At 71.1% G+C, this 24,481-nt stretch carries 19 protein-coding genes; 6 read left to right on the forward strand and 13 right to left on the reverse strand.

Going from position 1 to position 24,481, the window contains the following annotated elements:
- Window positions 1-56 precede the first annotated feature (56 nt).
- The 5 genes from ACFYR3_RS10470 to ACFYR3_RS10490 form a co-directional block, all read right to left on the reverse strand.
- Window positions 57-3,932: a lipopolysaccharide biosynthesis protein gene (locus ACFYR3_RS10470; RefSeq protein ID WP_389282419.1), complete on the reverse strand. Its 3,876-nt coding sequence runs from the start codon at window positions 3,930-3,932 to the stop codon at window positions 57-59.
- Window positions 3,925-4,722, reverse strand: coding sequence for a polysaccharide deacetylase family protein (locus ACFYR3_RS10475; RefSeq protein ID WP_389282421.1), 798 nt, complete (start codon window positions 4,720-4,722; stop codon window positions 3,925-3,927). The genes ACFYR3_RS10470 and ACFYR3_RS10475 overlap by 8 nt, the downstream gene beginning before the upstream one ends.
- Window positions 4,719-5,732, reverse strand: a complete 1,014-nt coding sequence (locus tag ACFYR3_RS10480; RefSeq protein ID WP_355857155.1) for a glycosyltransferase family 2 protein — start codon at window positions 5,730-5,732, stop codon at window positions 4,719-4,721. Before ACFYR3_RS10480 ends, ACFYR3_RS10475 begins: the two co-directional genes overlap by 4 nt.
- The gene (locus tag ACFYR3_RS10485; protein ID WP_355857158.1) at window positions 5,729-6,547 is read right to left on the reverse strand and encodes a glycosyltransferase family 2 protein; all 819 of its coding nucleotides are present in this window, start codon (window positions 6,545-6,547) and stop codon (window positions 5,729-5,731) included. Before ACFYR3_RS10485 ends, ACFYR3_RS10480 begins: the two co-directional genes overlap by 4 nt.
- Window positions 6,548-7,060: 513 nt before the next feature.
- A complete protein-coding gene (locus ACFYR3_RS10490; protein ID WP_356781465.1) occupies window positions 7,061-7,486 on the reverse strand; it encodes a hypothetical protein in 426 nt (141 codons plus the stop codon).
- 410 nt (window positions 7,487-7,896) lie between these two features.
- Here ACFYR3_RS10490 and ACFYR3_RS10495 point away from each other — a divergent pair, with 410 nt between their 5' ends.
- Complete coding sequence (locus tag ACFYR3_RS10495; protein WP_355857164.1) at window positions 7,897-8,703, forward strand: SGNH/GDSL hydrolase family protein; 807 nt, start codon at window positions 7,897-7,899, stop codon at window positions 8,701-8,703.
- Between the two features lie 99 nt (window positions 8,704-8,802).
- On the opposite strand, the gene ACFYR3_RS10500 is transcribed toward ACFYR3_RS10495, so the two are convergent.
- The 4 genes from ACFYR3_RS10500 to ACFYR3_RS10515 all read right to left on the reverse strand — a co-directional run bounded on the left by ACFYR3_RS10500 (window position 8,803) and on the right by ACFYR3_RS10515 (window position 15,778).
- The gene (locus ACFYR3_RS10500) at window positions 8,803-10,440 is read right to left on the reverse strand and encodes a serine/threonine-protein kinase (RefSeq protein WP_355857167.1); all 1,638 of its coding nucleotides are present in this window, start codon (window positions 10,438-10,440) and stop codon (window positions 8,803-8,805) included.
- 45 nt (window positions 10,441-10,485) lie between these two features.
- Window positions 10,486-12,375, reverse strand: coding sequence for a sulfite exporter TauE/SafE family protein (locus ACFYR3_RS10505; protein WP_389282425.1), 1,890 nt, complete (start codon window positions 12,373-12,375; stop codon window positions 10,486-10,488).
- Window positions 12,372-14,129: a tetratricopeptide repeat protein gene (locus tag ACFYR3_RS10510; RefSeq protein WP_389282427.1), complete on the reverse strand. Its 1,758-nt coding sequence runs from the start codon at window positions 14,127-14,129 to the stop codon at window positions 12,372-12,374. The genes ACFYR3_RS10505 and ACFYR3_RS10510 overlap by 4 nt, the downstream gene beginning before the upstream one ends.
- Before the next feature lie 110 nt (window positions 14,130-14,239).
- Window positions 14,240-15,778: a DUF4331 domain-containing protein gene (locus tag ACFYR3_RS10515; RefSeq protein ID WP_389282429.1), complete on the reverse strand. Its 1,539-nt coding sequence runs from the start codon at window positions 15,776-15,778 to the stop codon at window positions 14,240-14,242.
- Between the two features lie 353 nt (window positions 15,779-16,131).
- Here ACFYR3_RS10515 and ACFYR3_RS10520 point away from each other — a divergent pair, with 353 nt between their 5' ends.
- The 3 genes from ACFYR3_RS10520 to ACFYR3_RS10530 all read left to right on the forward strand — a co-directional run bounded on the left by ACFYR3_RS10520 (window position 16,132) and on the right by ACFYR3_RS10530 (window position 17,903).
- Window positions 16,132-16,674 carry a sigma-70 family RNA polymerase sigma factor gene (locus tag ACFYR3_RS10520; protein ID WP_355857179.1) on the forward strand — a complete coding sequence of 181 codons (543 nt, stop codon included), beginning with the start codon at window positions 16,132-16,134 and terminating at the stop codon, window positions 16,672-16,674.
- Window positions 16,675-16,729: 55 nt separating this feature from the next.
- Window positions 16,730-17,518, forward strand: coding sequence for an anti-sigma factor (locus ACFYR3_RS10525; RefSeq protein ID WP_355857182.1), 789 nt, complete (start codon window positions 16,730-16,732; stop codon window positions 17,516-17,518).
- A gap of 115 nt (window positions 17,519-17,633) precedes the next feature.
- Window positions 17,634-17,903, forward strand: a complete 270-nt coding sequence (locus ACFYR3_RS10530) for a hypothetical protein (RefSeq protein ID WP_355857185.1) — start codon at window positions 17,634-17,636, stop codon at window positions 17,901-17,903.
- 158 nt (window positions 17,904-18,061) lie between these two features.
- Here ACFYR3_RS10530 and ACFYR3_RS10535 read toward each other — a convergent pair whose 3' ends face one another.
- The 4 genes from ACFYR3_RS10535 to hmgA form a co-directional block, all read right to left on the reverse strand.
- Window positions 18,062-19,270: a CaiB/BaiF CoA transferase family protein gene (locus tag ACFYR3_RS10535; RefSeq protein ID WP_389282432.1), complete on the reverse strand. Its 1,209-nt coding sequence runs from the start codon at window positions 19,268-19,270 to the stop codon at window positions 18,062-18,064.
- A gap of 70 nt (window positions 19,271-19,340) precedes the next feature.
- Window positions 19,341-20,555, reverse strand: a complete 1,215-nt coding sequence (locus tag ACFYR3_RS10540; protein ID WP_389282434.1) for a type ISP restriction/modification enzyme — start codon at window positions 20,553-20,555, stop codon at window positions 19,341-19,343.
- Window positions 20,556-20,596: 41 nt separating this feature from the next.
- The gene (locus ACFYR3_RS10545; protein ID WP_355857194.1) at window positions 20,597-21,346 is read right to left on the reverse strand and encodes a GntR family transcriptional regulator; all 750 of its coding nucleotides are present in this window, start codon (window positions 21,344-21,346) and stop codon (window positions 20,597-20,599) included.
- 49 nt (window positions 21,347-21,395) lie between these two features.
- On the reverse strand, window positions 21,396-22,736 hold the full coding sequence (hmgA, locus tag ACFYR3_RS10550) for a homogentisate 1,2-dioxygenase (protein ID WP_389282436.1): 1,341 nt from the start codon (window positions 22,734-22,736) through the stop codon (window positions 21,396-21,398).
- A 319-nt stretch (window positions 22,737-23,055) separates the two neighbouring features.
- Here hmgA and ACFYR3_RS10555 point away from each other — a divergent pair, with 319 nt between their 5' ends.
- Together ACFYR3_RS10555 and ACFYR3_RS10560 are read left to right on the forward strand one after the other, a co-directional pair.
- Window positions 23,056-23,703: a nuclear transport factor 2 family protein gene (locus ACFYR3_RS10555; protein ID WP_389282438.1), complete on the forward strand. Its 648-nt coding sequence runs from the start codon at window positions 23,056-23,058 to the stop codon at window positions 23,701-23,703.
- 64 nt (window positions 23,704-23,767) lie between these two features.
- Window positions 23,768-24,385 carry a TetR/AcrR family transcriptional regulator gene (locus ACFYR3_RS10560; protein WP_355857203.1) on the forward strand — a complete coding sequence of 206 codons (618 nt, stop codon included), beginning with the start codon at window positions 23,768-23,770 and terminating at the stop codon, window positions 24,383-24,385.
- The last annotated feature ends 96 nt before the right edge of the window (window positions 24,386-24,481 follow it).

Here is a 24,481-nt window from a genome sequence, read left to right on the forward strand (position 1 = left end):
CGTTGAGCCACTTCACCTCGCATGCGCAGCCCCGTGCCCGCCGCCCGGTCCGTCCGTCACTTCATTGTCAGGAACCGCTGCACCAGTGAGGCCAGCAGGACCGCCAGCAGGGGCAGCGAGAACCAGAAGCTGCTCTGCAGCCACTGCAACTGCCGTATGCCGGGCCGCACCGCGATCCGGACGATCTCCCGTGTCGTCAGCAGCACGATGAGGGCGACGGCCGCGAGGCCGCCGACGACCGACCAGGGTGTCCAGGTGACCTGCGGTCCGATCGGACCGGGATCGGCCTTCGGGACCCTGCCCTCGGGCTGCTTGCGCAGCGTGTACATCGTGACGTCGTCGTTGACCAGGACCTTCTTCAGCTCCTGCCGGCCGTCGAGGTTGGTGATCAGCCTCGATTCCCAGGTCGTCGAATAGCCCACGTCCATCTCGAGGTAGACGACCTGGCTGCGGTTGATCATCAGATACGAGTTCGGGCCCGCGTCCTTGAGCGCCTTGACCAGTCCGGACACCAGGACCGGGTCGACGGGCGCGAGGGTGGGCACGTACTGCACCTTCTCCATGTCCTTGGCGCCCCACGGCATCGCGGGTGTCACGTTGTCGACGGTGTCGTTGCTCATCCACAGCAGCCGGACCGTCGGATCGTCGTGCGCGTACACGTAGTTCATGGCCGTGACTTCGCCCGGCCTGATCCGCTCGAACGCCTCGTTGCCCCAACGGGCCACCAGGAAGCCGCCCATGAGGAGCAGGCCCGCCATCAGGGCGGCGACCGGGGCGAGGCTCACCCGGTCCTTCTCGCGCTCCTTCGCGGTGGCTCCGGTGCGCGGGAAGAGGGCGAGTCCGGCGAGCAGGGCCGCGCCCGGGACGGCGAACATGAAGACGCGCAGGGCCATTTCGCCGCCGTACGACTGCATGCCGAAGCCGAGGAACGGGACGAGGGTCAGCACGAGCAGCGACCGCTCGCGGTACTTGTGCTCACGCCGTCGCCACCAGCCCCAGCAGGCGAAGGCCATCAGTGAGCCGGCGAGCAGCACCCGGGTGTAGAGCACGAGCTTGTGGGTCGAACTGCCGCCCTGGATACGGCCGGAGACCGACGTCGACACATTGCTGCCGACGCCGCCGACTCCGCCGAACAGCTCGTTGAAGTGGCCCGACCAGTACGGCTCGGCCATGAAGCCGACCCAGGCGGCGACCAGGACGGCGAACAGGATGGGCAGACCGCGCAGTTCGGAGCGGCCGACGACGACGAGCACCGCGAGGACGCCCAGCATCACGAACGGGGTGAGCTGGTGCGCCGGGACGGTGGCCGCGAACAGCGCGATCAGGATCATGAGGAGCACGGCCCGCTGCCGGCGGTCAGCCGGTTCGACCTCGGCCTCGCCCGGCCGCCGCGCAGCCCACAGCACGCGCGGTGCCCGGAACCACACGAGCAGGATGGCCACGAACATCAGGTACAGCAGGTAGGTGAAGCCCTGCGGGGAGAAGTAGTCCTGGCCGACCCAGCCGCAGAGGGCGAAGAACCAGATGCCCGTCCACTTGGCCCGCCAGCTCGCCCGCATCGAGCGGACGAGCAGGAACATCGGTGCCAGATAGAGGAGTTGGATCGCGAGCGGCCACCAGCGGATGACCTCGGTGAGGTCGGTGACCCCGCAGGCCTTCGCGACGAACGCGGCCGCCGCGAAGAAGCCGGGCCAGCTCCAGCGGGCGTCCAGGTCCGGTACGGCGGACCCTGTTCGGTCGATGTAGTCCAGGAACCCGAGGTGCTGCCAGGCGGTCGCGAACCGTGGTTCGGTCTCGATGACGGCCGGCAGCGCGTGCAGGGACACGACCGTGGCGAGCAGGGTGATCAGCAGCAGGCCCCGGTGCTCGCTGTTCATCCAGAGCAGTGAGGCGAAGACCGTGACCAGCAGAGCCGCGCCGATGAGGGTGGGCAGCGGGAGCACGGAGATCAGGCCGAGGCCGCCCATGCGGGCCAGGGAGCCGTCGTTGAGGCTCAGCGCGGGCACCCAGTAGAGGAGCAGCGCGGAGAACAGGAGACAGCCGAGGACGACGCCGGGCTTCGACGGGTGCAGGACGCGTTGCCGCCAGGACAGCGGCGGGTCGCCCGGCCCCTGTCGGCTGTCCGTCGCAGGCAGTGCCTCGGCGGCCGGCCGTGCCTCCGCGGCGGACCGGGCCCCGGCGGGCGAGCCAGCGGCCGGCGCACCGCGCGTTCCGGTCGGAGCGCTCGCCGGCTCCCGCGCCTCGAACGGGGCGTCGACCTCCGGTGTCTCCGCCGGGCCGAGCGAGGCCTCGGAGCCCGGCTCGCGGGCCTCGACCGGCAGACCCACGGACGGCTGCCGCAGCGCCCACGTCGGGCGCCGCGCCGCGGGTGTCCCGCTCGGCGGGGTGCCGGGCCCCGGGCGTACGTCGGGCCTGCGTTCCTGGTGGTCGAAGTCGACGTGGACACCGAGGGCGAGGGTGTCGGAGTCGAGGGCCCAGGCGGGCCCGCGCTTCGGCTCGCGCGGCTCGGTGACGGCGACATCGCGCGCCCCCAGGTCGGCGAGGTCCCCGTCCGGCGCCGCGTCCTCGGGCCGCTCGGCGGGCGGGGCGGTGCGGACGATCCTGAACAGCCTGGGCGCGGCGATCGTCACGATCACCGCGAGGCTGGAGACCTCTGCGACGCCCGCGCCGGTCAGGCCCATACGGGGCAGCAGGAACACCGTGAGACCGAGCACGAGCACGCACAACAGGCCCTGCAGATAGGCGAGTCCGGAGGTCCGGCTCTGGGCGCGCAGGACGGCGAAGTACGTCTCCATGACCACCCGCAGCAGCGCGCCGACGGCGAACCAGCGCAGCAGCGGGGTCGCCGCGTGCGCGTAGCCGTCGCCGAACACGTGCAGGATGAACGGGGCACCGAGGAAGAGCAGTCCGCACATCGGCAGCATGATCCGGGCCATGCGCTTGAGCACGGCCCGGGTGTTGGCGGCCAGCCGTGCCGGTTCGTGCGACCCCTCGACGGTCAGTGAGGCGCCCATGTTGATGGCGAGCAGGTTGACCGTGCCGCCTATGGTCGTGGTGATGTAGAAGTACGCGTTGTCGGCGGAGCTGACCTGCGACGCCACGATCACCGGGACGAGATAGACGACGGCGAGCGAGAACAGCGAACCGGTGTAGTCACCGGCGAGGAAGCGGCCGATCTCCTCGAGCGACGGCGGCTTCGCGTGGTCCTTCGTCGCCTTTATGTGCCGGGGAACCAGCCGCCGGAACACCAGCAGTCCCAGCGGCACCACCGACAGGGCGATGGCGGCCACCCAGGAGACGAAGACGCCCGACGTCGGGATCGCGGCGGCGAGTCCGACCAGCAGCACCAGCTTCACCGCGGAGAACACGGTGTTGCCCACCGGCACCCACAGCGCGCTGCGCAGCCCCGTCAGCACGCCGTCCTGGAGCGTCAGCAGCGACCAGGCGATGACCGCGATGACGAACCCGAGCCCGTGGAGCGTGCCGTGCAGGAAGCGGTACGAGGGCCCCCACGCGTTCAGGGTGAGCAGGAAGATCCCGGCGGCGACCGCCACGACCACCGAACTGCCCGCGTACGTACGGAAGATGAGCCGCCCGGTGGCACGCCCCGCGACCGGGATGAAGCGGGCGAGCGCACCCGTCAGCGTCACCGCGGTCACGCCGGCGAGGAGCTTCATCGCGGCGATCGCGGCGGAGCCCTGACCGACCGCCGCGTCGGTGTAGTAGCGGGCGGCGAGCAGCCAGTACCCGAGCCCGAGCACCGCGGAGATCCCGGTGTTGAGCATCAGGGCGTAGGCGTTGCGGAACAGCTGGCTTCCCCCGTCGGCCCCCTTGCGGCCCCGGCCGGGCAGCCGCAGGCGGCGGCCCGGCCGCTGCTCGGGTGCCTCGGTCGTGGGCGTGGAAGCCTGGGTTGTGGTGGTCGTGTCAGACACGGGAACGGATGGCCTTCCGGCGGACCTGTCGTGCTCTTCGGACCATGGCGTACCCCTTGGTGAGGGCGCGGTCCCGGGCGAAGGTTCGGGTGATCGCGCGGCCCTCGACCAGCCGCTCGAACTCCTCGATACCGGTCGTACGACGCACGGTGACGCGCTGCAGGGCGTAGGGGCCCTGGCGTCGGCGTGAGAGACCGTTGCCGACGGCGAGCGACTGGGCGAACCCGGCCTCGCGCACCGTACGGCGCACCCGTGGGCTGGAGTAGCCGTACGGGTACGCGAACGACACCGGGCGGGCGCCCAGTTCGTCGGCGATGATTTCCTTGCAGCGCAGCAGCTCGAACCAGAGCGCGTCGTCGGCGATCTGGTCGAGCTGCGGATGGGTGTGGCTGTGCCCGCCGATCTCCATCTGTTCGCCCGCGAGCCTGCGCACCTGGTCCCAGCCGAGCATGACGTCGAGACCGCCCCCGGTGTCGGACGCGCCCCTGATCCACCCCGTCGAGACGAACAGGGTGGACGCGAAGCCGTACTTGGCGAGCGCGGGCAGTCCGTGCAGATGCACGCCCTCGTAGCCGTCGTCGAAGGTGATCAGCACGGGCCGCGCGGGCAGCGGTCCGCCCGAGCGCCAACTCGACGCCAGCCGGGCGGTGTCGAGGGGCGTGAACCCGCGGTCGTCGAGCAGTGCCATCTGCTCGGCGAACGCCTCGGGGGAGACGGACAGCGCGCGGGTCGCGTCGTTGGGCGACCGCGCGATGGAGTGGTACATCAGGATCGGTACCGGTTCGGTCATGCCGCCGCCCCCTCGTCGTCCGGGACCCCCTCGACCGCCGTGACGGAGACCACGGAGAACGTGGCGCCGCTCCGGCGGGCCCGGATGCTCCCGAGTACGTACCCCCCGGCCGCTGTCAGTACCCCGGTGACGATCGCGCCCGCGCGGCCCGCGCCGCCCGGCCGGGCCAGCGCCGCGTCCCGCAGGCCGCGCAGCACGCCGGCCGGCAGCACCCGGGTCGAATAGCGGCGTTCCGACTCAAGTCCCTTGTCGGCGCCGACACTTCGGGCGACCAGGGCTTTGGACAGGCCTTCGGCGTAGGCGCGGGTACGGAAGTAGCCGAAGTGCTCGCGGGCCTCGGGCACCCGGTGGTGGATGACCGCGCGGTCGTCGATCAGCAGGATCGCGTCGGGCCGGGCACGGGTGAGGCGGATGCACAGCTCCGTCTCCTCGCACCCCAGTGGGCGCTTGTCGCCGTCGCGGCCGATGCCGGTCGCGAAGCCGCCCGCCGCGTCGAACGCCGTTCGACGGAAGGAGGCGTTGCCGCCGAGGACATTGCGGACCCGTACGCGGCCGGGCGGCAGTCCCTTGTACGTGCAGCCCACCACCCAGTCGAACTCCTCGGGGAACCAGGTCGGACGGCGGCCGGACGCCCAGATCGGCATCGTCCGGCCGCCGACGGCCATGACCCGTGGATCGGTGTAGCCCTCGGCGAAGTGCAGCAGCCAGTCCCGTTCGGCGACGGCGTCGTCGTCGAGGAACGCGATGACGGCTCCGTGCGAGGCGGCGATCCCGGTGTTGCGGCCGGCGGACAGACCGCGGGGGCCCGCGTTGGCGAGCACCCGCACCCCGTCGGTCTCCTTGTACTCCCTGCTCAGCCGCTCCAGGAGGACGGCGTTGTGGTCCACGACCAGCAGCGTCTCCAGGGCGGGCAGGGACTGCGCCCGCACCGAGGAGACCGCCGCGAGGATGTCCTCCCAGCGGTCCTCGGTGTAGACGCAGATCACCACGGAGATGTCCTGCGTGCTCAAGACACCTCTCCCTGGCCGGAGTCGAGCTGGGCGGCGTGCGGCCTGCGGCGCAGCGCACGCCGGTTGGACCGTTCCTTGAGGATCACCTTGAGCACCCGCAGCCCGTCGCGCACGGCGCGCAGATTGCTGGTGCCGTGGATGCGGAGGTACTCGTGGCTGGGTATCTCCTGCACCTTGAGACCTGCCTTGACCACCCGGATGTTCATCAGGGTCTCGACCTCGAAGCCCGTGCAGTCGAGCTCGATCTTGTCGAGGCAGTGCCGCCAGAACGCGTTGTATCCGTAGCAGAGATCGGTGTAGCGGGCGCCGAACTTGGCGTTGACGGTCGCGCAGAGCACGCGGTTGCCGAGCTTGCGGATCGGCGTCATGTCGGACGTGCCGCCGCCGTTCGCGAATCGCGAGCCCTTGGCGAAGTCGGCTCCGGACACCAGCGCGGAGACGTACGACACGATCTCGTGCCCGTCGGCCGAACCGTCCGCGTCGACCATCACGATGATGTCGCCGGTGCACGCCTCGAACCCGGTGATCAGGGCGTCGCCCTTGCCTTTTCCGCGCTGTTCGACGACCTTGACGTCCGGCCACAGGTCACGGGCCACTTCGACGGTGTTGTCGGTGGAGTTGCCGTCGACCAGGACCACTTCGTGGATCCACGAGGGAAGGGTCTTGAAGACGTAGGGGAGATTCTCCGCCTCGTTCATGGCGGGAATCACGACACTCACCGGCGGCGCGATGGCCAGGTGAGATGAGATGGGCCGGTACTTGGCGGCCACTAACGGATCATCGCCCGAGATGGCTGGGCGCAGGACTGAGCTCATGAGTCTGGTCCCTCTCGTCCGGTGGACCGCCCGCCCCTGGGCGGTCCGGCTCTTTGTCCGGTTCGAAAGGGGGGTTCTCACTGACGGCATGCTGAAATGGATCTCCGTGCATGCCGGGTGAGCTGGCAAAGCTGGCCGGCTCCGAGAAGAGGAGCCGGTCGCGCGGCACGACTCGGCACAGGTCCGGTCACCGAGTACGGCACCCCCCAACCGCGCCCCGCGCCGGAAACCATCGCGGTCCTTGAGCCCTCCCCTAGAGCCGCTGATGATGGACCGATGCGGGTGAGATGTACGACGGTATTGATGATTGAGTCTGTATGGCAAGACCTGGAACGAGGCCTCACGTTTTTGTTGGTTTGACCGTTACTCAGCGCCTCGAACGGATTTATCCCATCCGTTTGAGGATCCCGCAGGCCGGCTCGAACGGCTCCGACCGGGTGTCACCACCCACCCCTCGGGCACGCCGATGTGCCGTGTCCGAGGGGAATCCTTTGTCTTTTCTGCCCCTGTGCATCAGGGGGTCCGTCGGCCCGTCGTGCGGTCGCGCCGTCGCCGCACCGAGGCCGACAGGAGGATCAGCGAGCTGAGCGCGGCCACCGCCACGATCCCGCCGGGAACCGACCACCGGTGCACGGCGAGCATGCCCTGGGCCACCAGCATGTCGAGGGTGACCGCACCGGCGAGGGACGCGAGGACGCGTCCGAAGGGCTCCAGCCCGCGCAGTGCGGCCGCGATGGCGGCGGACGGCGCCGCGAGCAGAAAGAAGAGGGTGAACGGGCCGCGCAGGGGTGAGTCCACATCGGCGAGAGCCAGAAGCGCGCCGACGCCCCCGACCACGGTCGCGACACCCGCGAGCAGCGGCAGCAGGTCCCTCCCCGGACCCTTCCGCGACCGCTCCGCGGTGTCGGATGAAGATGTCTTGACGCGTATGGCCTGCATTGGCGACTTTGCCCCCTGAAGCGCCGGATGCCGGGCTTCAATGTGGCGCAGCGGTCCCGCGGACGTCAAGACGCGCACGGCGTTCCCGGGATTTCTGGCCGTCTTTTGAACGCGCGCTTCCGGAGTTGACGCCTTCCTTCGTAACTGCTGTACGGATCAGCAGAGTTGACGGCCGCGAACGGCGTCGCCGCGCCATGCGCGGGACGTGTGGTCGGCCCTCTGGGGAGTTGACGGGGTGCCGTCCCGTGTCATCCGGCCGTCATCCGACTGTCATGGATATGTAGCGAAATATGTGATGAACGGGGGCAGATCTGGCGGTTGATACCTAAGAGTCTTGGCATGGACACTTCCTGTCAACACGCGTAGCTGCTACCAAAGTTGTGGCAGAGATCCTGCTAAAGGGAGGTTCCATGAAACGTCCCAGATTCTCGGCATCCGTGACCTCACTCCTCCTCGCCGTCGGCCTCGCCCTCACCGGGGCAGCCGCGGCGCAGGCGCAAACCGCGGCGGCCACCGGCTACGTGGCCCTCGGTGACTCCTATTCCTCCGGTGTCGGCGCAGGGAGCTACATCAGCTCCAGCGGCTCCTGCGATCGCAGCACGAAGGCGTACCCCTACCTATGGAACGCCGCACATTCACCGTCGTCGTTCAACTTCACCGCCTGCTCAGGCGCTCGTACGGGTGATGTCACGGCGAATCAGCTCGGCCCGCTCAGCTCCTCCACGGGCCTCGTCTCGATCACCATCGGCGGCAACGACGCCGGCTTCTCCGACGTCATGACGACCTGTGTTCTGCAGTCCGAGAGCACCTGTCTCGCACGCATCGCCACGGCGAAGGCGTACGTCGACTCCACGCTCCCCGGCAACCTCGACTCCGTCTACTCGGCGATCAGCGCGAAGGCACCGGCCGCCCATGTGGTCGTCATCGGCTACCCCCGCTTCTACAAGATCAACGGCAGCTGCCTGACCGGACTTTCGGACACCGAACGGTCCGCGATCAACGGCGCTGCCGACTATCTGGACAGCGCGATCGCCCAGCGTGCCGCCGCCCATGGCTTCACCTTCGCCGATGTCAGGGGCAACTTCACCGGCCACGAGATCTGCTCCGGTGACGCCTGGCTGCACAGCCTGAACTGGCTGGACATCGGCGAGTCGTACCACCCGACCGCGACCGGCCACTCCGGTGGCTATCTGCCGGCCTTCTCCGGAGCCGTCTGACCTCCGGGCCCCCACCCCGGAACCCTTCGAGAAAGCACCTGTCCCCGCCAGGGAGCACGTCCGCCCTGCCGAGGGACACCGTCAGCCCCGCAGCCCCCGTCAAGGGGATGCGGATACGGATGCGGAGGCCCCGTCCGTCGGGGTCTCCGTCGCACAAGTGATCGTGAACGGAACGGAGTTGGAGGTCGCGCGGACCGGGCTGCGCACCTCCACACTGATCGCGTTGGCGAACTCCCCGCTCGTGTCGTACGTCGTCGCCACGACCGTCTTCTGCTGCGTCCTGCCGCCGCCCGCGGGGAACGAGAGCGTCTTCCAGGCCGGATCGGTCACGTCACCGGTCTTCGTCACCCAGCGGTACGCGACATCCACCGGTACGCGGCCCACCGTGAAGGTCACCGTGAACGAGGGAGCCTCCGTGCCGGGCGGCGGACAGACACCCTTGTAGTCGGTGTGATGACCCGCGACCGTCACCTGTACCGACTGCGCGGGCGGAGCGCTGGTCGAATTTCCGCCTCCGGAAGCGCTGTTGGAGGGACTCCCGCCGCCGGTCGCACCGGCCGTGGCACTCTCGCTCTTGTGGCCGCCCGAGGTCCCACCGCTGCCGGTGGTGCTGCCGGTGCGGTTCCCCTGCCCGCTGTTCCCGGCGTTTCCGTTGTCGCGGTTCAGCAGGGCGTACGTCAGCCCGCCGAGGGCGAGCGCCAGCGCGACCAGGCCCGCGATCAGGGCGACGGCCGCGCGGCGATTGCGGTCGGGCTCCGCCGTGCGGGTGGCCGCGGGCACGGTCGGAGGAGGCGGGCCGAACCCCTGGGGCGGGGTCGGCGAGGACGGCGGGGGCTGGTTGAACGCCGCGATCGTCGGCTGGTCGGAGGAGACCCGAGGCGCGGCGCCCATGGGCCGCGTGGGGGCCGTGCCGCCCGCCGCGACCACGCGCAGCTGGTGTTCGGCCGACTCCGCGCCCATCCGCTCGGCCGGGTCCTTGGCGAGCAGCCCCTCGATGACGGGGGCGAGCTGACCGGCACGACGGGGCACCGGCAGCGGTTCGTCGACGATGGCCCGCAGGGTGCTCAGCGGAGTGTTCTGCCGGAAGGGCGAGTTTCCCTCGACAGCCGCGTACAGCAGCACCCCGAGCGACCACAGATCCGACTCGGGCCCGGGGGTGCGCCCCAACGCCCGCTCCGGGGCCAGGAATTCGGGCGATCCGATGACCTCGCCCGTCATGGTCAGGGCGGAGCTGCCCTCGACCGTCGCGATCCCGAAGTCCGTCAGGACGACCCGACCGTCGTTCGCCATCAGGACGTTGCCCGGCTTCACGTCCCGGTGCAGCACCCCCGCCTCGTGCGCGGCACGCAGCGCGGCGAGCACCTCGGCGCCGATGTGGGCGGCGCGCTGCGGAGCCAACGGCCCCTCGGCGTCCAGCAGATCGGAGAGCGCGATGCCGCGGATCAGCTCCATCACGATCCAGGGCCGGCCGTCCTGCATGGCCACGTCGTACACCGTCACCACATTGCGGTTGGAGATACGGGCGGCCGCCCATGCCTCCCGCTCCAGGCGCGCGTACATCCGCTCGACCTCGGACGTCGGAAGTCCGGCCGGGGCGCGGACCTCCTTCACGGCGACCTCGCGTTGCAGCACTTCGTCGCGGGCGCGCCACACCGTTCCCATACCGCCTTCGCCCAAGGGCGAGAGCAGCCGGTAGCGCCCCGCGATCACACGTTCACTGCCCGGATCTTCGGACACGTGCGTCCCCCATTCGCATCCGCGCGTTTTCTCCCCAAAAGTAGCTCAGCCGAGTACGGATGCCGCCCCCTTGAGCACCAATCCAGCCCCAAGGGCTACGACGATCAACGCCGATCCCAGGGGTGCGGTCCTGCGGACCAGGAGCACGACGCGCCCCTCGGCCCACCGCCGGCGCCCGGCCAGGGCCCGGTTCATGCCGGTCCCGAGCTTGACGACGGCGAACCCGGCCGCCGTCAGCGTCAGGGCGAGACCGACGCCGTACGCGAGAACGAGAAGAAGGCCGAACCAGGCCTGTCCGAGCGCCGCGGCGCCCACGAGCACGACGACCGCCGACGGACTGGGAACCAGCCCTCCGGCGAAGCCGAGCAGGATCGTCCCACGGAGGGTGGGGGCAATCTCGTGGGTGTGGCTGAAGCCGCCGTGGGTGTGTTCGAGGGCGGGGGAGCGGGGGGTTTTGCCCGAGCGGTGGTCGTGCTCGTGGTCGTGCGGGTGCGGGTGCGGGTGCGGGTGCGGGTGCGGGTGGTCGTGGAGTTGGGTTGCGGTTGCGGGTGCGGTCGCGGTGGGAGCGCTGGTCGTCACGGACGCGGTGGCGTGAGCGAGCACCAGGGGGCGCACGGGCTGGTCGGCGTGCCGGTGCGGGGCGTCCACGTGATCGTGATCGTGGTCATGCCCGTGATCGTGATCGTGTGTGTGTTGGGGGGCGGGAGTGTCCTCGTGGTCGTGCGTGTGGCCCGGTCCGTGTTCGTGCGTGTGGTCATGGGCCGGGGCAGCCCGGTCCTGGCCGTGTTCGTGCGCGTGGTCGTGCCCGTGAGCGGATTCATGGGCGTGGTCGTGCGTGTGGCCCGTGTCGTGCGGATGTCCGTGTTCGTGCGTGTGCCCGTGGTCGTGCCCGAGTCCGGAGGGCCGGTTGCGCCAGGCCCTCCGTAGGAGAGTGGTGCCCGCCGCGGTGACCAGGACACCGCTGGACACGCCGAGCCAGGCGATCACGGAGGGGGTGGCCGCCGAGCCCGCGGTGACCAGCAGGCCGAGCGCGACGACCCCGAGGGTGTGGGTGACCGTCACCGACGCGGCCAGGGGCAGCACGTCCTTCAGCCGGGCCCGGCCTCCGCGTGCCGCCGCCGTCGCTGCCATCAGGGTCTTGCCGTGGCCCGGCGCGAGCGCGTGCATCGCGCCCAGGCCGACGGCGATCACCAGGGCCAGTGCGGCGAAGCCGAACGTGAGGTCGTGCCGGGCCACCAGGTTGTTCAGGGCCTGGGTCCAGCGGTCGGCGCCGCGCGGGAGTACGGAGGCGGCCGGAGCGTCGCGCCGCTCCTCGACGAGGGCGGGGCCGCCGGGGCGGATCCGCAGCGACGCGGTGGCGGTGTCGGCGGGCGAGGAGAGCAGCGCCTTGGGGTAGTTGGTCAGCTCCGCCGACACCGACTTCTTCGGCACGTCCGAGGAGGTGAGCGTCATCCGGTCACCGCGGGCGGTGATCTCGCGCCACCCGGGGCCCCGGTCGGCGCCCGCGCTGTGGAATCCCACGGTGACCGTGCCCTTGCTCGGCAGGGGCGCCGTCAGCCGGCACTCCACGCGCAGGGTGTTGAGTCCGGCCTGCCCCGGCCGCAGGCGTGCCCGGCTCGCACCCGCGGTGAGCGCCACCGTCCGTCCGCCGACGGTGACCTTGCTGCCGCTCGCCGCGGTCTCGCACCGCTGCCGGGCCCAGTCGGTCATACCGAACCTTTTGATGTCCGGCTTGGCCTGGGTGGCGGGGATCTCCGCCAGGTCCTCGACGTGATCGACCCGCAACTGCCCCGGGGCGGCCACGAGTCCGTCGTACCGGTTGACGGTGAAGTTGCCGAGCGGATGCGCGCTCGCCTGCCCGGAGGGGACGACCACGAGTGCGCAGGCCGCGGTCAGGATCGTGCCGCAGAGGGCGAGGAACCGCGGCGCCCTCACTGCGCGGCCTTCAGCGCCGTACGGGCTTTGGCGGCGCCCAGCGGCGAGAATCCCGGGTTCAGGTCCAGGGCCGCCTTCAGGGCGGTGCGGGCCTTGTCGGTGTGACCGTTGGCCTGCTCGATGACGCCGAGGTGGTAGAGGAAGGACGCGTTGCGGTAGCCCGTCGCCGTGGCCCTGCGGGCGTACGGCAGGGCCTCCGTGTCGTGGCCCGACACGTGGAGCGCCCAGCCGAGAGCGTCCGCGGTGTGCACGGTGTGCCGACGGGCCCACTCGGCGCGGGCCGCCTGCAGCGCGGCCTTGTGATCGCCGTGGTCGGCGGCGGCCAGCGCGGTGTCGAGGTCGGCGTTGACGCCGTAGGCATGGGCGAGAGAGATCCAGGCGTTCACGAGGGTGTACTGGTCGTGGGCCTTCTGCACGTCGCCGGCCGCGCCACGGGCCTCGTACAACTCGCCGAGTTCGACCAGGGGTTGCGGAAGCGGGTAGCGCTGTACGACCTGCTCCATGCCCTTGATCGCCGCCGCGCGGTCGCCCAGCGCGGCCTGGGTGCGGGCCCGGCCTTCGAGGGCGGGGAGATAGCTGTCGTCGGCGGCGAGCGCCCGCGCGTAGTACGTGAGGGCGGAGTGGTACTCGCCCTGGCTCCAGGCCAGTTGGCCGAGCGCGCTCGTCACGTACGAGATGTCGCCGCGGCTGGTCGCCGTCGTGAGCGCCTGCCGCAGGACCCGGCGCGCGGTCTTCACGTCGCCGCGCAGCTCGTGGACATAGGCGTACCGGGTGAAGACGGGGACGCCCGGCCGCCGGGAGTCCGCCAGGTCGGCCGCCTTCGACGCCTCGTCGTAACGGCCGAGTTCGACGAGCGCGTCGATACGGGAGGACAGCGCGCGCTCGCTGTAGGGGTTCTGCTTCAGCGCGAGGTCCGCGTACTTCAGGGCGCCGGCGAAGTCGTGCCGGGCGGCGGCGAGGGCGGCCCGCCCGGCGAGCGCGGGGTCGTAGTCGGGGCGCAGCTTCAGGGAGCGGTCGAGGGCTTCCTGTGCCTGCGGATAGCGCGAGGGGTCGCCCTTGGTGCGGGCCTGTTCGACGTAGGCGAGGCCGAGCGTCGCCCAGCCGCTGAAGTCCTTCGGCTGAGAGCGGAGTTGGGCCTGGAGGGAGAGGATGCTCGCGTCGAGGTCGCCGCTCGCGAGCAACTGCGGTGACACGCCGTTGGACACGGCCGCGACGGCGGGAGTCGTCGCGCCGTCCCGCAGGGCCCCGAACACCACCGCGCCGGCCGTCATGGCGACGGCCAACGCGGCCGCGCAGAAGCCGAGTTGAGCGGCCCGCCAGCGGCGCTGCGACTGCGACAGCCGCCGCACGGCGGCCACCCGCTCGTCGGCCACCTCCGTGACGCCCGCTGTGCCCTCGTCGGCGGTGGTTGTCGCGGTGTCCTCGCCGGATGCGATTTCCGCGGCGTTCTCGCCGGATGCGACGGTCGCGGCGTCCTCGGCGGACGCGGCCGTCGCGGTGTCCCGGGCGGACGCGGCTTCGCCGGTGTCCTCGGCGGGCGTTGCTTCCGAGGTGCCCGTGTCGTGCGCCGGCACCTCGATGTCTTCGATGTCTTCGATGTCGGCGTCGGTGTCCTCACGGGGCAGGGTGCCCGTGGTGTCCTCGTCCGGCGTTGCTTCCGCGGTGTTCTCGGCGGGCGTGGCCCCCACGGTGCTCTCGTCGGGCGTGGCCTCTTCGGCGTCCGGCGTCGCGTTGTCGTTCGTACGCGGGGACATGCCCTCTCCTCAAAGTCCTTGGCGGAACGGTCGTTGTGGGGGGTGGGGGCGGCGCGGCCCGCACCGTGGGGGGTGAACTGCGTGCGGGCCGCGCCAGTCGGTGAGCCGGGTCAGTAGGCCCGGTTGTACGTCCGTCGGCGCCACCACAGCAGACCCGAACCGATGAGCAGGATGCCGGCCGCGCCCGCCGCGGCGGAGCCCGCGATCAGCACGGTGTCGGTCCCGCCCCCGGAGGCCCCGGCGGGCTGCAGCGCGTCGCCGAGCTGGCTGCGTACGTCGGTCCCGCTGGTCGTGCCCTTGGCGAGCGCGCCGCGCGAACCCGAGGTCGGCTCGGCCACGTACGGGAAGGACTTCTCGAAGCCCTTGTCGTTCTTGTCGACCGCGTCGCCCAAGTCGTTCTTGGAACCGACCAGTTCACCCTCGACGACCTGGAGCGAGGCGTCGATCACGTCGTCGGTGAGCCGGCGTCCGTTCGGGAAGCCCGCGTTGTCGCCGTCGAGCACACCGAGCCGCTTGGGGTGCATGGACGGCTTGATCGAGGTGTTGAGGCGCAGTTCCTCCGCCGGACGCACGTGGGGCGGCTGGTTGAGGCCCTTGACACCCTTCAGGAACACGTCGACCAGGTCGTTGCGGGGCTCGGCCGGGGCCTTGATCTTGTAGATCGACTCGATGAGCTTCGGCAGCTCCGGGTTGGTCACGTTCTTCAGGAACTGGCCGTCGTCCCAGGGCGCGGACGCGTTGAACTTGTCCTTGTCCTTCTGCGGGTTGACGACCTCGTTGACCAGCGGCATGCCGAGGCGGGAGACCTGCCGGTAGTGGCCGCGGGCGTCCTTGCGCTGCGTGGTGGACCAGATGCCGACGATCGGCTGTCCGGCCGACTCGCGGATCATGTCGTTCGGGACCTGCAGGGCTATGGAGTTGACGTTGTAGCCCTTGAGGGTGTCCCGGCCGACCTCGGTCAGGTTCCCGCCGTACAGCAGGTCGAAGACGCGCAGGTCCAGGAAGAACGGGTCGTCCGCCTGGCCGGCGAACGTCGTCGAGCCGCCCGCGAGCTTGGACACCGCCTGGTAGCGCAGCTTGGCGTAGTCCGGCATCGACGCCTTGCCGACGTTGGACGGAGCGACCGGAACGTCGTCCGCGATCTTGGTCCGCGACACCAGCCTCTGGTTGTGCAGTCGCAGCACGTCGATGTCGTACGTCTGCGTGATGTTCAGGTCGGGGTCGTCGAGACTGGTGACCGGACCCGTGTTGTAGAGGAAGGTGTTGCCGTTCTTGCGGTGCGTCTTGAAGGTGTAGCGGTAGATCAACTCGCCCTGTGCGTCACCGTTGTTGTCGATGTGGATGTCGTACTGGGCGTCGTCGGCGAACGTGTAGAAGTTCGGGCCGCCGGCGGGCTCCTCGAAGGGAATCCAGTTCGCCACGATCGTCGTCGTGTTGGGCTTGTCCGGGCTGACGAACGCGTACACGTCCGTGTTGTCGTACTGCGGAGTGCCCGAGATGAGCGGGGCCTCCCGGTGACTGGAGGCGGAGGCCGCCCCCGGTACCAGCGCGGTCATGCCGGCGGCTGCGAGCCCCCCGGCGGCCAGCGCACCACATACGAGGGTCGCGAGCGTCCTGCGTCCCACGCCGCTCCTGGAGATAGGTGTCATGCCGTCCGTCCTCTGTCCAACTTGCCTGACGCACGCCATTCGGAGCGGTCGCCGGGGTGGATTGGTCGAATCCCAAACGTGTTTACGGCGGTTCTCTCCGCTTGTTTCATCGGCGGGCCCGTTTCTTCTGCGACGGCCCGCGAACCTGTCGGTCCGCGACTCGGGAAACCGGTGCGCGGCGGCCTCGGGAACCGGTCGGGCGCGGGCCCGCGAACCGGTCGGCCTCGGCCACCTGAACTGAGCGGCGGCGGACACGCGTTTTCGGCTCGCTGATCCGTAACCCATCCGTAGACAGGTTCGCTGCGAAGACGTAGGGGAAAGGACGGGCCGTGCACGGCCGGAGAGGGGGACGGGTGGAGGCTGACGAACTACTGGTGCTGGTGGCCGGAGGCGACCAGCAGGCGTTCGAGGAGCTGTACGGACTGGTGTCCGGGCCGGTGTTCGGACTGGTGCGCCGCGTGGTGCGGGACCCCGCACAGTCGGAGGAGGTGTCGCAGGAGGTCCTGCTCGAACTCTGGCGCTCCGCCGCGCGGTTCGACCCCGGACGCGGCAGCGCCCTGTCCTGGGTCCTCACCCTCGCGCACCGCCGTGCCGTCGACCGGGTGCGCAGTGCCCGCGCGGCCACCGAACGCGAGCAGCGCGAGGGACAGCGCAACCACCACCCCGCTTTCGACCAGGTCGCCGAGGAGGTCGAGGCCGGGCTCGAACGCGAGTGGGTCCGCCGCTGCCTCGACCGGCTCACCGCCCTGCAACGCCAGTCCGTCACCCTCGCCTACTACGACGGCTACACCTACCGTGAAGTGGCCGAGCGGCTCTCCCTGCCCCTCGGCACCGTCAAGACCCGTATGCGCGACGGGCTCACCCGCCTGCGTGAATGCCTGGGGGGAGTCGCGTGAACGTCGACGACTGCCCGCCCGGCCACGATCCGCACGGAAGAGAGAGGGGTGCCGTATGAGCGTCCTCGACCGACTGCTGGGCCGCGATCTGCACTCCCTCGCCGCTCCCTACGCCCTCGACGCGCTGGAAAGCGACGAGCGGCGCCGTTTCGAACGCCATCTGAAGGGTTGTGACCGCTGTGCCGACGAGGTGCGGGCGTTGACCGAGGACGCGGTACGGCTCGCCTGGTCCACGGCGGCGTCCCCGCCGGCCGCGCTGCGCGAGCGGGTGCTGGCCGCCGTACGGACGACACCTCAGGAACCGGCCGCCCGGGACCTGCCCCGCGCACGGGCGGTCCATCAGCCCACGCGGGAGCGTGCCCCCCGGCTCCGCCCGTTCTTCGCCCCGCTCGCCACAACCACGGCCGCCGCGGCCCTCGTCGTCGCCTCCCTGTTCGCCGTGCAGGCGACCCAGGCGCGGGACGACCTGAACCGGGAGCGCGCCCAGGCGCGTGAGATCGCCCACGTTCTCGCGGCGCCCGACGCGCGGGCGACCGCTGACCGGGACGCACGGGGACGCGGAATCGGAGTGGTGGCCTCCGCATCGGAGCGGAGCGCCGTCGTGACGCTGAGCGGACTCGGCACTCCCCCGGGAGGGCGCGTCCATCAACTGTGGCTCATGCGCCCCAACGAGAAACCGCGTTCCCTCGGCCTCTTCGAGGGCGACACGCCCCTCGTCGCCGACGGACTGAATACGAACGCGACGTCACTTGCAGTGACCGTCGAGCCTCACGGGGGCTCAGGGCAGCCCACTACCACGCCGGTTGTCCAACTCGCCCTGGAAACGCTTGGATTCGGAGAGTAATCGTCAACCCCCTTATGGGGAAGGTGAATCCTTTGTCCGAGATACACGCGCGCCACGAGGGGGCGATAGGGTTAGTCTGCCCGGGCCGGGTGGACTTGTACGGGTGGGGAGTGACATGGAACAGATAACAGTGCGCAGCAGGGCACGCGTCCCTGCGATCACGTGCGGGAGCAGCGCGACCAGTTCGCGCCTCGACCGTCATCTCGCGGTGCTCGGTGGCCCTGCCATACCGCAGCGCGAGACGCTCGAGGCGACGTCACTGATGCGTGAGCTCACGGCGCGTGACACCGCGCACGACAGCGACTCCCGGGGTGCGCGGATGCGGCGGGTTTCGCTCTTCGCGCCGCTCAGGCGGCTGCGCCGTTCGCTGTTCGGCGACCGCTGAGCGGCTCTCGGCACCGGCCTTTCCCGACCCGCGCTCCGGTGACTCCACCGACCCGGCGCAGCGCTGCCCTTCGCGTCCGTCATCCCCACGGCGGGCAGCGGCGCCCGGTGGTCACCACAGCCGGAGCGCGGGTCACCCCCTTCGCTGAGCTGTGAGGCTCAGCGCACCACTCCGTCCCGCCGCAGCTCGGCGACGTCCGCGTCCGTCATGCCCAGCGCCCGCAACACCACCCCTGTGTGCTCGCCGAGCCGCGGGACGGCCCCCATACGCGCCTCCTCCCCGCCCGGCAGCGTGATCGGAGGCAGCAGCGCCCGCAGCGGCCCGACGGGTGAGCCCACCTCGCGCCAGCGGTTCCTGGCCGCCAGCTGCGGATGCTCCGCCACCTCCCGTACGTCCCGCAGCCGTGCGCAGGCGATGCCCGCGGCCTCCAGGCGGGCCACCGCCTCGTCGGTGCCGAGCGTGCCCAGCGCCTTGGCCACCAGCGTGTCCACGCGCTCCCGGTTGGCCACTCGTGCCGGATTCGTCGCGAACTCCGGACCTTTCGCCAACTCGGGTTGTCCCAGAACCTGTTGGGCGAGCCGCCGCCACTCCCGGTCGTTCTGCACCGACAACAGCACCCGCCCGCCGTCCGCCGTCGAATATACGTCGTAGGGAACGATGACGGCATGGGCGAGGCCGGTGCGTTCCGGTGGGGTCCCGCCGTGCATCGCGTGGTGCAGCGGATGTCCCATCCACTCCGCGAGCGCGTCCAGTATCGACACCTCCACCGGGCCCCCGCGTCCGGTCGTGCCGCGCCGCACCAGTGCCGCGAGGACCCCCGAGAACGCGTACATGGCCGCCGCGATGTCCGCGGCCGGGATGCCCGCCTTCACCGGCTGCTCGGGCGTCCCCGTCACCGACACGAGCCCCGCCTCGCACTGTACGAGCATGTCGTACGCGCGTTTGCCGGCGTACGGCCCGGACGGCCCGTACCCCGAGATGTCCACGGCGATCAGCCGCGGATGCTCGGCACACAGGGTCACCGCGTCCAGGCCCAGCCGGGCCGCCGCCCCCTGGGCGAGGTTCTGCACGAACACGTCCGCGTCCGCGACGAGCCGGCGTACGACATCCAGCCCGCGCGGGTCCTTCAGGTCGAGGGCGACGGACTCCTTGCCCCGGTTGCACCACACGAAATGCGAGGCCAGTCCCCCGGCCGCGGTGTCGTAGCCGCGGGCGAAGTCCCCGCCGTCGATCCGCTCGACCTTGACGACCCGGGCACCGAGATCGGCGAGCTGCCGGGTGGCGAAGGGCGCGGCGACGGCTTGTTCGACGGCGACGACGGTGATGCCTTCGAGCGGCAGAGGCTGTGGCTGCATGCCGTGGATCATGACCCCTCGGCAATAGTTTTGTCATGCATGAATGTCGGCGGGGTGATCCCGTGTTCCTCGCCGGGCAGCCCTAGATCAACGCGAACTGGCCCTCCGGGCCCTCTTCGTGGTGGTCGAGCACCGAGGCCGGACGGCGTGCCGTGTCCGGGACCGGGAGGACCCCGGCCGTGTGCAGTTCGGCCCGGGTGATCGGTGACCGAAGGTCCAACTCGGCCTGCTGGGGGCGCAGTTCCGCGAGCAGTGCGAGCACCGTGATGAGTTCGAGGAGTTCGGACGTCCACGCCTGCGGCCAGCCGGCCGGGCCGATCGCCTCCAGAGTCCCCGGCTCGGGCGCCCCGGTCCTGGCGGCGAACCACTGTTCGAGCACGCGCACGCCACCTACCTCGAAGTCCCAGGCCTCGGGCGGCACGGGCGAGATCCGGCCCTCGCCGAGATGAAGGGACTCCTCGGCGCGGTCGTAGTACGGGTCGGTGAGGAGGGGGCCCGCGGCCGGGCGGGGCCCGTGGGGGAGAGTGGTCAGCGGCGCGCGGACGTACGGGCGCCGCCCGCCGGGGAGCTTGGGGCGCTCGCCGTCGCGACGCATCAGCCACAGGGCCCGGCGGCCCAACTCGACGCCGTACGCCCACACTTCGGGGTCGGCGGTGAGCGGGACCACACAGCCGTCCCGGCCGTGCCGGGCGACCGCCATCGTCCAGGCGAGGACGTCCACAGGGGCGGGGGAGTGGCCGAGACGGGTGCCGAGGAACTCCAACAGGCCCGGTGCCAGGTTCGGTTCACGGCCGCCGGGACGCCGGTAGAGGGGACGCACCCGGCCGCCGCGGCCGGCGCTCAGCGGCAGCACGGACGCGGCCAGCAGGACCGGACCGGACGTCTCGGGCCCGGAGGTCTGCTCGACCGCGAACACCTGGTCCTCGCCGGCCACCCGCCACAACTCGGGTCGCGCCGCGTCGATCAGCCGGTGGTCGGGAATCAGCCACTGCTCGTCGAAGGGGGCACTCAGCACGCGTACCGGGTCGGGGCACGGGTCCGACGCCCGCGCGAGGCGGCCCGTCCCGCTGGACTGGCCCGGCAGCTGGGCGACCGCGGAGCGCGTCGTGCGCGTCCGCGTCGGCCCGAACAGTGCCTCGCGGTCCGCCCCTTCGGCCCGTACGAGAGCGTCCCAGCGCGCCTTCAGGGAGGCCGCGTCGGGGGCCGTCGGCCACCTCCGGCCCAGCCTCGGCGGTGCGACGGACCACGGCATGAGGTCCTCGAGCAGCGGAGCGGCGTCGGGCGTCACGCTCGGCATCGTACGACGCGGGCGCCGCGCGCCGTCCCCGTACGGCATCGTCAGTGGGCGTCGAGGGTGACCGTGAACGAGAAGCGGTCGCCCCGGTAGTGGATGACCGCCACGTCCAGCGCCTGCCCGTCCTTGCCGTAGATGATGCCCGTGTAGCGCAGGATCGGGCTGAGCAGCGGCACTTGCAGCAGGCGAGCCGTCTCCGGGTCCGCGAGCCGGGCCTCCACCGTGTCGGTGATCCGGCTGATGCCGACTCCGAGCACGTCCCGCAGTACCTTGGTCATCGGCCAGCGGATCAGATCCTCCCGGTCGATGCGGTCGGCCAGCTCCGGCCGGAGGTAGTTGCGCGCGTGGTTCGTCGGCTCGCCCGTGCTCTCGTCGCTGCGCAGCCGGTGGTACGTCGCCACCTCGTCCACATCCGGGAAGAATTCCGCCAGTTCACCCGGAACCGGCGCCTTCCCCTGGTCCAGGAGCTCGGTCGTCATGCCCGACTGCTGGGCCACGATCGCGTCCACCGAGCCGAGCAGCCGCACGGGCGCGCTCCGCCGCGCACTCGGCTCGATGAAGGTGCCCCGCCGTCGGTGCCGGGTGATGAGCCCCTCGACCTCCAGCTCCTTGAGGGCCTGCCGCATGGTCAGCACGCTCACCCCGTAGTGCCCCGCGAGCTGCTCCTCGGTGGGCAGCCGCAGGGGGTCCTGGGAGGAGCGCCCGAGTATCGAGGCGCGCAGGGACTGCGACACCTGATACCAGAGCGGCAGCTTGCGGTTCAGGACGATCGAGTCCGGAGCGAAGGAGGTCACGAGGTATCCGTACAGGTCGCGGGCGTGGAAGGCAACGGCCGGTGAATCCTCAGTCGACCGGGCGGAAGTGCCGTCCAAGGCCCTGCCACACGTCGTCGTACCCGCGCTGGAGATGCTCCGCCCCTGCCGCCTGGGCCGTCGCGGTCACCGGCCAGCGCGTCTCGAACATGAAGGCGAGCCCGTCGTCGATCTTCTGCGGCTTCAGCTCGGCGGCGCTGGCGCGGTCGAAGGTCTCCTGGTCCGGTCCGTGCGCCGACATCATGTTGTGCAGCGAGCCGCCCCCCGGCACGAACCCCTCCGCCTTCGCGTCGTACGCGCCCTCGATGAGCCCCATGTACTCGCTCATCACGTTCCGGTGGAAGTACGGCGGCCGGAACGTGTCCTCGCCCACCAGCCAGCGCGGCGCGAAGACGACGAAGTCGACGCCGGCCAGACCCGGGGTGTCGGACGGCGACGTCAGCACCGTGAAGATCGAGGGGTCCGGGTGGTCGTAGCTGATGGAGCCGAGCACATTGAAACGGTGCAGGTCGTAGATGTACGGCACATGGTTGCCGTGCCAGGCGACCACGTCCAGCGGCGAGTGGTCGTACGTCGCCGTCCAGAGGTTGCCGCAGAACTTGTTCACCACCTCGACCGGGCCCTCGACGTCCTCGTACGCGGCGACCGGGGCGAGGAAGTCGCGGGCGTTGGCGAGACCGTTGGCGCCGATCGGGCCGAGGTCGGGCAGCTGGAACGGGGCCCCGTAGTTCTCGCACACATAGCCCCGGGCGCCGCGGCTCCGGCCGCCCTCCGGCGCCATGTCCAGCAGCTCCACCCGGAAGCGCACCCCCCGGGGGACCAGTGCCATCTGCCCCGGCTCCACATGCAGCAGCCCGAACTCGGTGCGCAGCAGCAGGCCACCGCGCTCCGGGACGATGAGCAGCTCGCCGTCGGCGTCGCTGAACACCCGCTCCATCGACGAATTGGCGTGATACAGGTGCACGGCGATCCCGGTGCGCTGGGCCGCGTCGCCGTTGCCGCCGAGGGTCCACAGGCCCGCGAGGAAGTCCGTCCCGGCGGGCGGCTCGGGCAGCGGGTTCCAGCGCAGCCGGTTCGGGTCGGGCACCGACTCCGTGAAGGGCGCCGTCCGCAGGGTGCCGTTGTCGGTGCGGGTGAACGCGGGGTGCGCGGCCGACGGCCGGATCCGGTACAGCCACGAACGCCGGTTGGACGCCCTCGGCTCGGTGAACGCCGAGCCGCTCAGCTGCTCCGCGTACAGGCCGAGCGGTGCGCGCTGCGGCGCGTTGCGGCCGTGCGGCAGGGCCCCCGGGACCGCCTCCGAGCTGTGTTCGTTGCCGAATCCGGAGAGGTAGGCCAGCCCCTCGGCCGTCTTCCTCGCGTCCCCGCTCATGATCGCTCCCTCGCGCCTGATTCCTATGCATCACCGTAGGATTCAGTGGTGTCCCGCGCAAGGGGTAGCCCGAGCGCACCGGCCGGGATCGGCCACGAGCCGTGCGCGGATGTCCGCTTGGCCGGGCCCGTGGGCCGGTCCGGAGGCGCGTGCGGGGGCGGGCTCGGGGCGGGCTCGGGGCCGGCTCGGGACGGTCCGGGGCCGGCTCCGGGGATGGCCGGAATTCCCGCAGGAGTAGTACTCAGGGGTGTCCCGACGGCCCAAGAAGCCGACTCCAGGGGGATCCGGCCGCAAGGGGCCTTGTTCTACGCTCCCGGACATGCGAGGGACGCGTGGACTGCTCGTCGCGCTCGCGGTCTGCGCCCTGCTCGGCGGCGCCACGGGCTGCGGCGCCGGTGACGCGCACGAGCGGGGGGTCGCCGTCTCGGCCTCGCCCGTGGGCACACTGCTCGACGAGATGGACGAGGAGGGGCGGCTCTACCGCGAGGTGGGCAAGACGGGGGCGCCCGAGGTCGCGATCGAGATCCAGCCGGACTCCGCCGGCAGCTGGGACGTGCGGCTGACCGTCCGCCACTTCCGCTTCTCGCCCGCCGGCGCGCGAGCCGTGCCGGTCGCCGGGCGCGGCATCGCCCACCTCTACGTCGACGGCCGCACCGTCGCCCGGCTGCGCTCCGCCGAGTACCAGCTGGCCGGGCATCTCGTACCGCGCGGCACCCACCACGTCACCGCGCGGCTGTACGCCGACGACGGCACCGTGTGGGCCGTCCACGGCAAGCCCGTCGAGAGCACCGCCGACATCACGGCGTCGGATTCCGGTTCGGCGCCCGGCCCGGCATCGGCGACACCCGGGACGCCCGCCCCGGGGGCTGCCACCTCGGCGGTGCCGCCCCCGGAGGCGTCGCCGTCGCAGGCCTCAGGGGCTGCGTCGCAGGCCACACCGCGGGCGGTGGTCCCCAACGCGAGATGAGTGGTCACGGCACCGAGGTGCGTACTGAGGGGGGAGGTTCACCGGACCCCGGCGGAAAGGCATCATGAAGACCGTGCCCCATGCGACCTCGCTGCGCAGAGCGCCCGTACAGCGGCGCAGCGCAGAACGACTGACCAGAATCCTCGACGCCTGCGCCGACCTCCTCGACGAGGTGGGCTACGACGGACTGAGCACGCGGGCCGTGGCTCAGCGGGCCGGTGTGCCCATCGGCTCCGTCTACCGCTTCTTCGGCAACAAGCGCGCGATGGCCGACGCGCTCGCCCAGCGCAACCTGGAGATCTACGCCGAGCGCGTCACCCTGAGCCTGCGGGAGACGGACGGGGGAGGCTGGCGGGCCGCGATGGACGCGGTGCTCGACGAGTACCTCGCCATGAAGCGCACCGCGCCGGGCTTCTCCCTCGTCGACTTCGGCAACCAGATACCCGTCGGCGCCCGCTACGCCGAGCCCAACACCCGGGTCGCCGACCGGCTCACCGACCTGCTCTCCGGCTATCTCGACCGCGACCCGGACGACGATCTCCGCCGCTCGTTCCTGGTCGCCGTGGAAACCGCCGACACCCTGGTCCATCTGGCCTTCCGGGTCTCCCCCGAGGGCGACGAGCGGATCATCGAGGAGACCCGCGAGCTGCTGCGGGCGTATCTGGCGAGGGTCCTCGACTGACGGGTCGCCTCCCGGGACTCGGGGCGCGGAATTCCGACGTGACCCCCTGCGGGCCCTCCCCACCATGCGTACCGGTCGGTATGCTCGGTCGCGTCC

Source organism: Streptomyces sp. NPDC005784 (genome assembly GCF_042871525.1).
Taxonomy (GTDB): domain Bacteria; phylum Actinomycetota; class Actinomycetes; order Streptomycetales; family Streptomycetaceae; genus Streptomyces.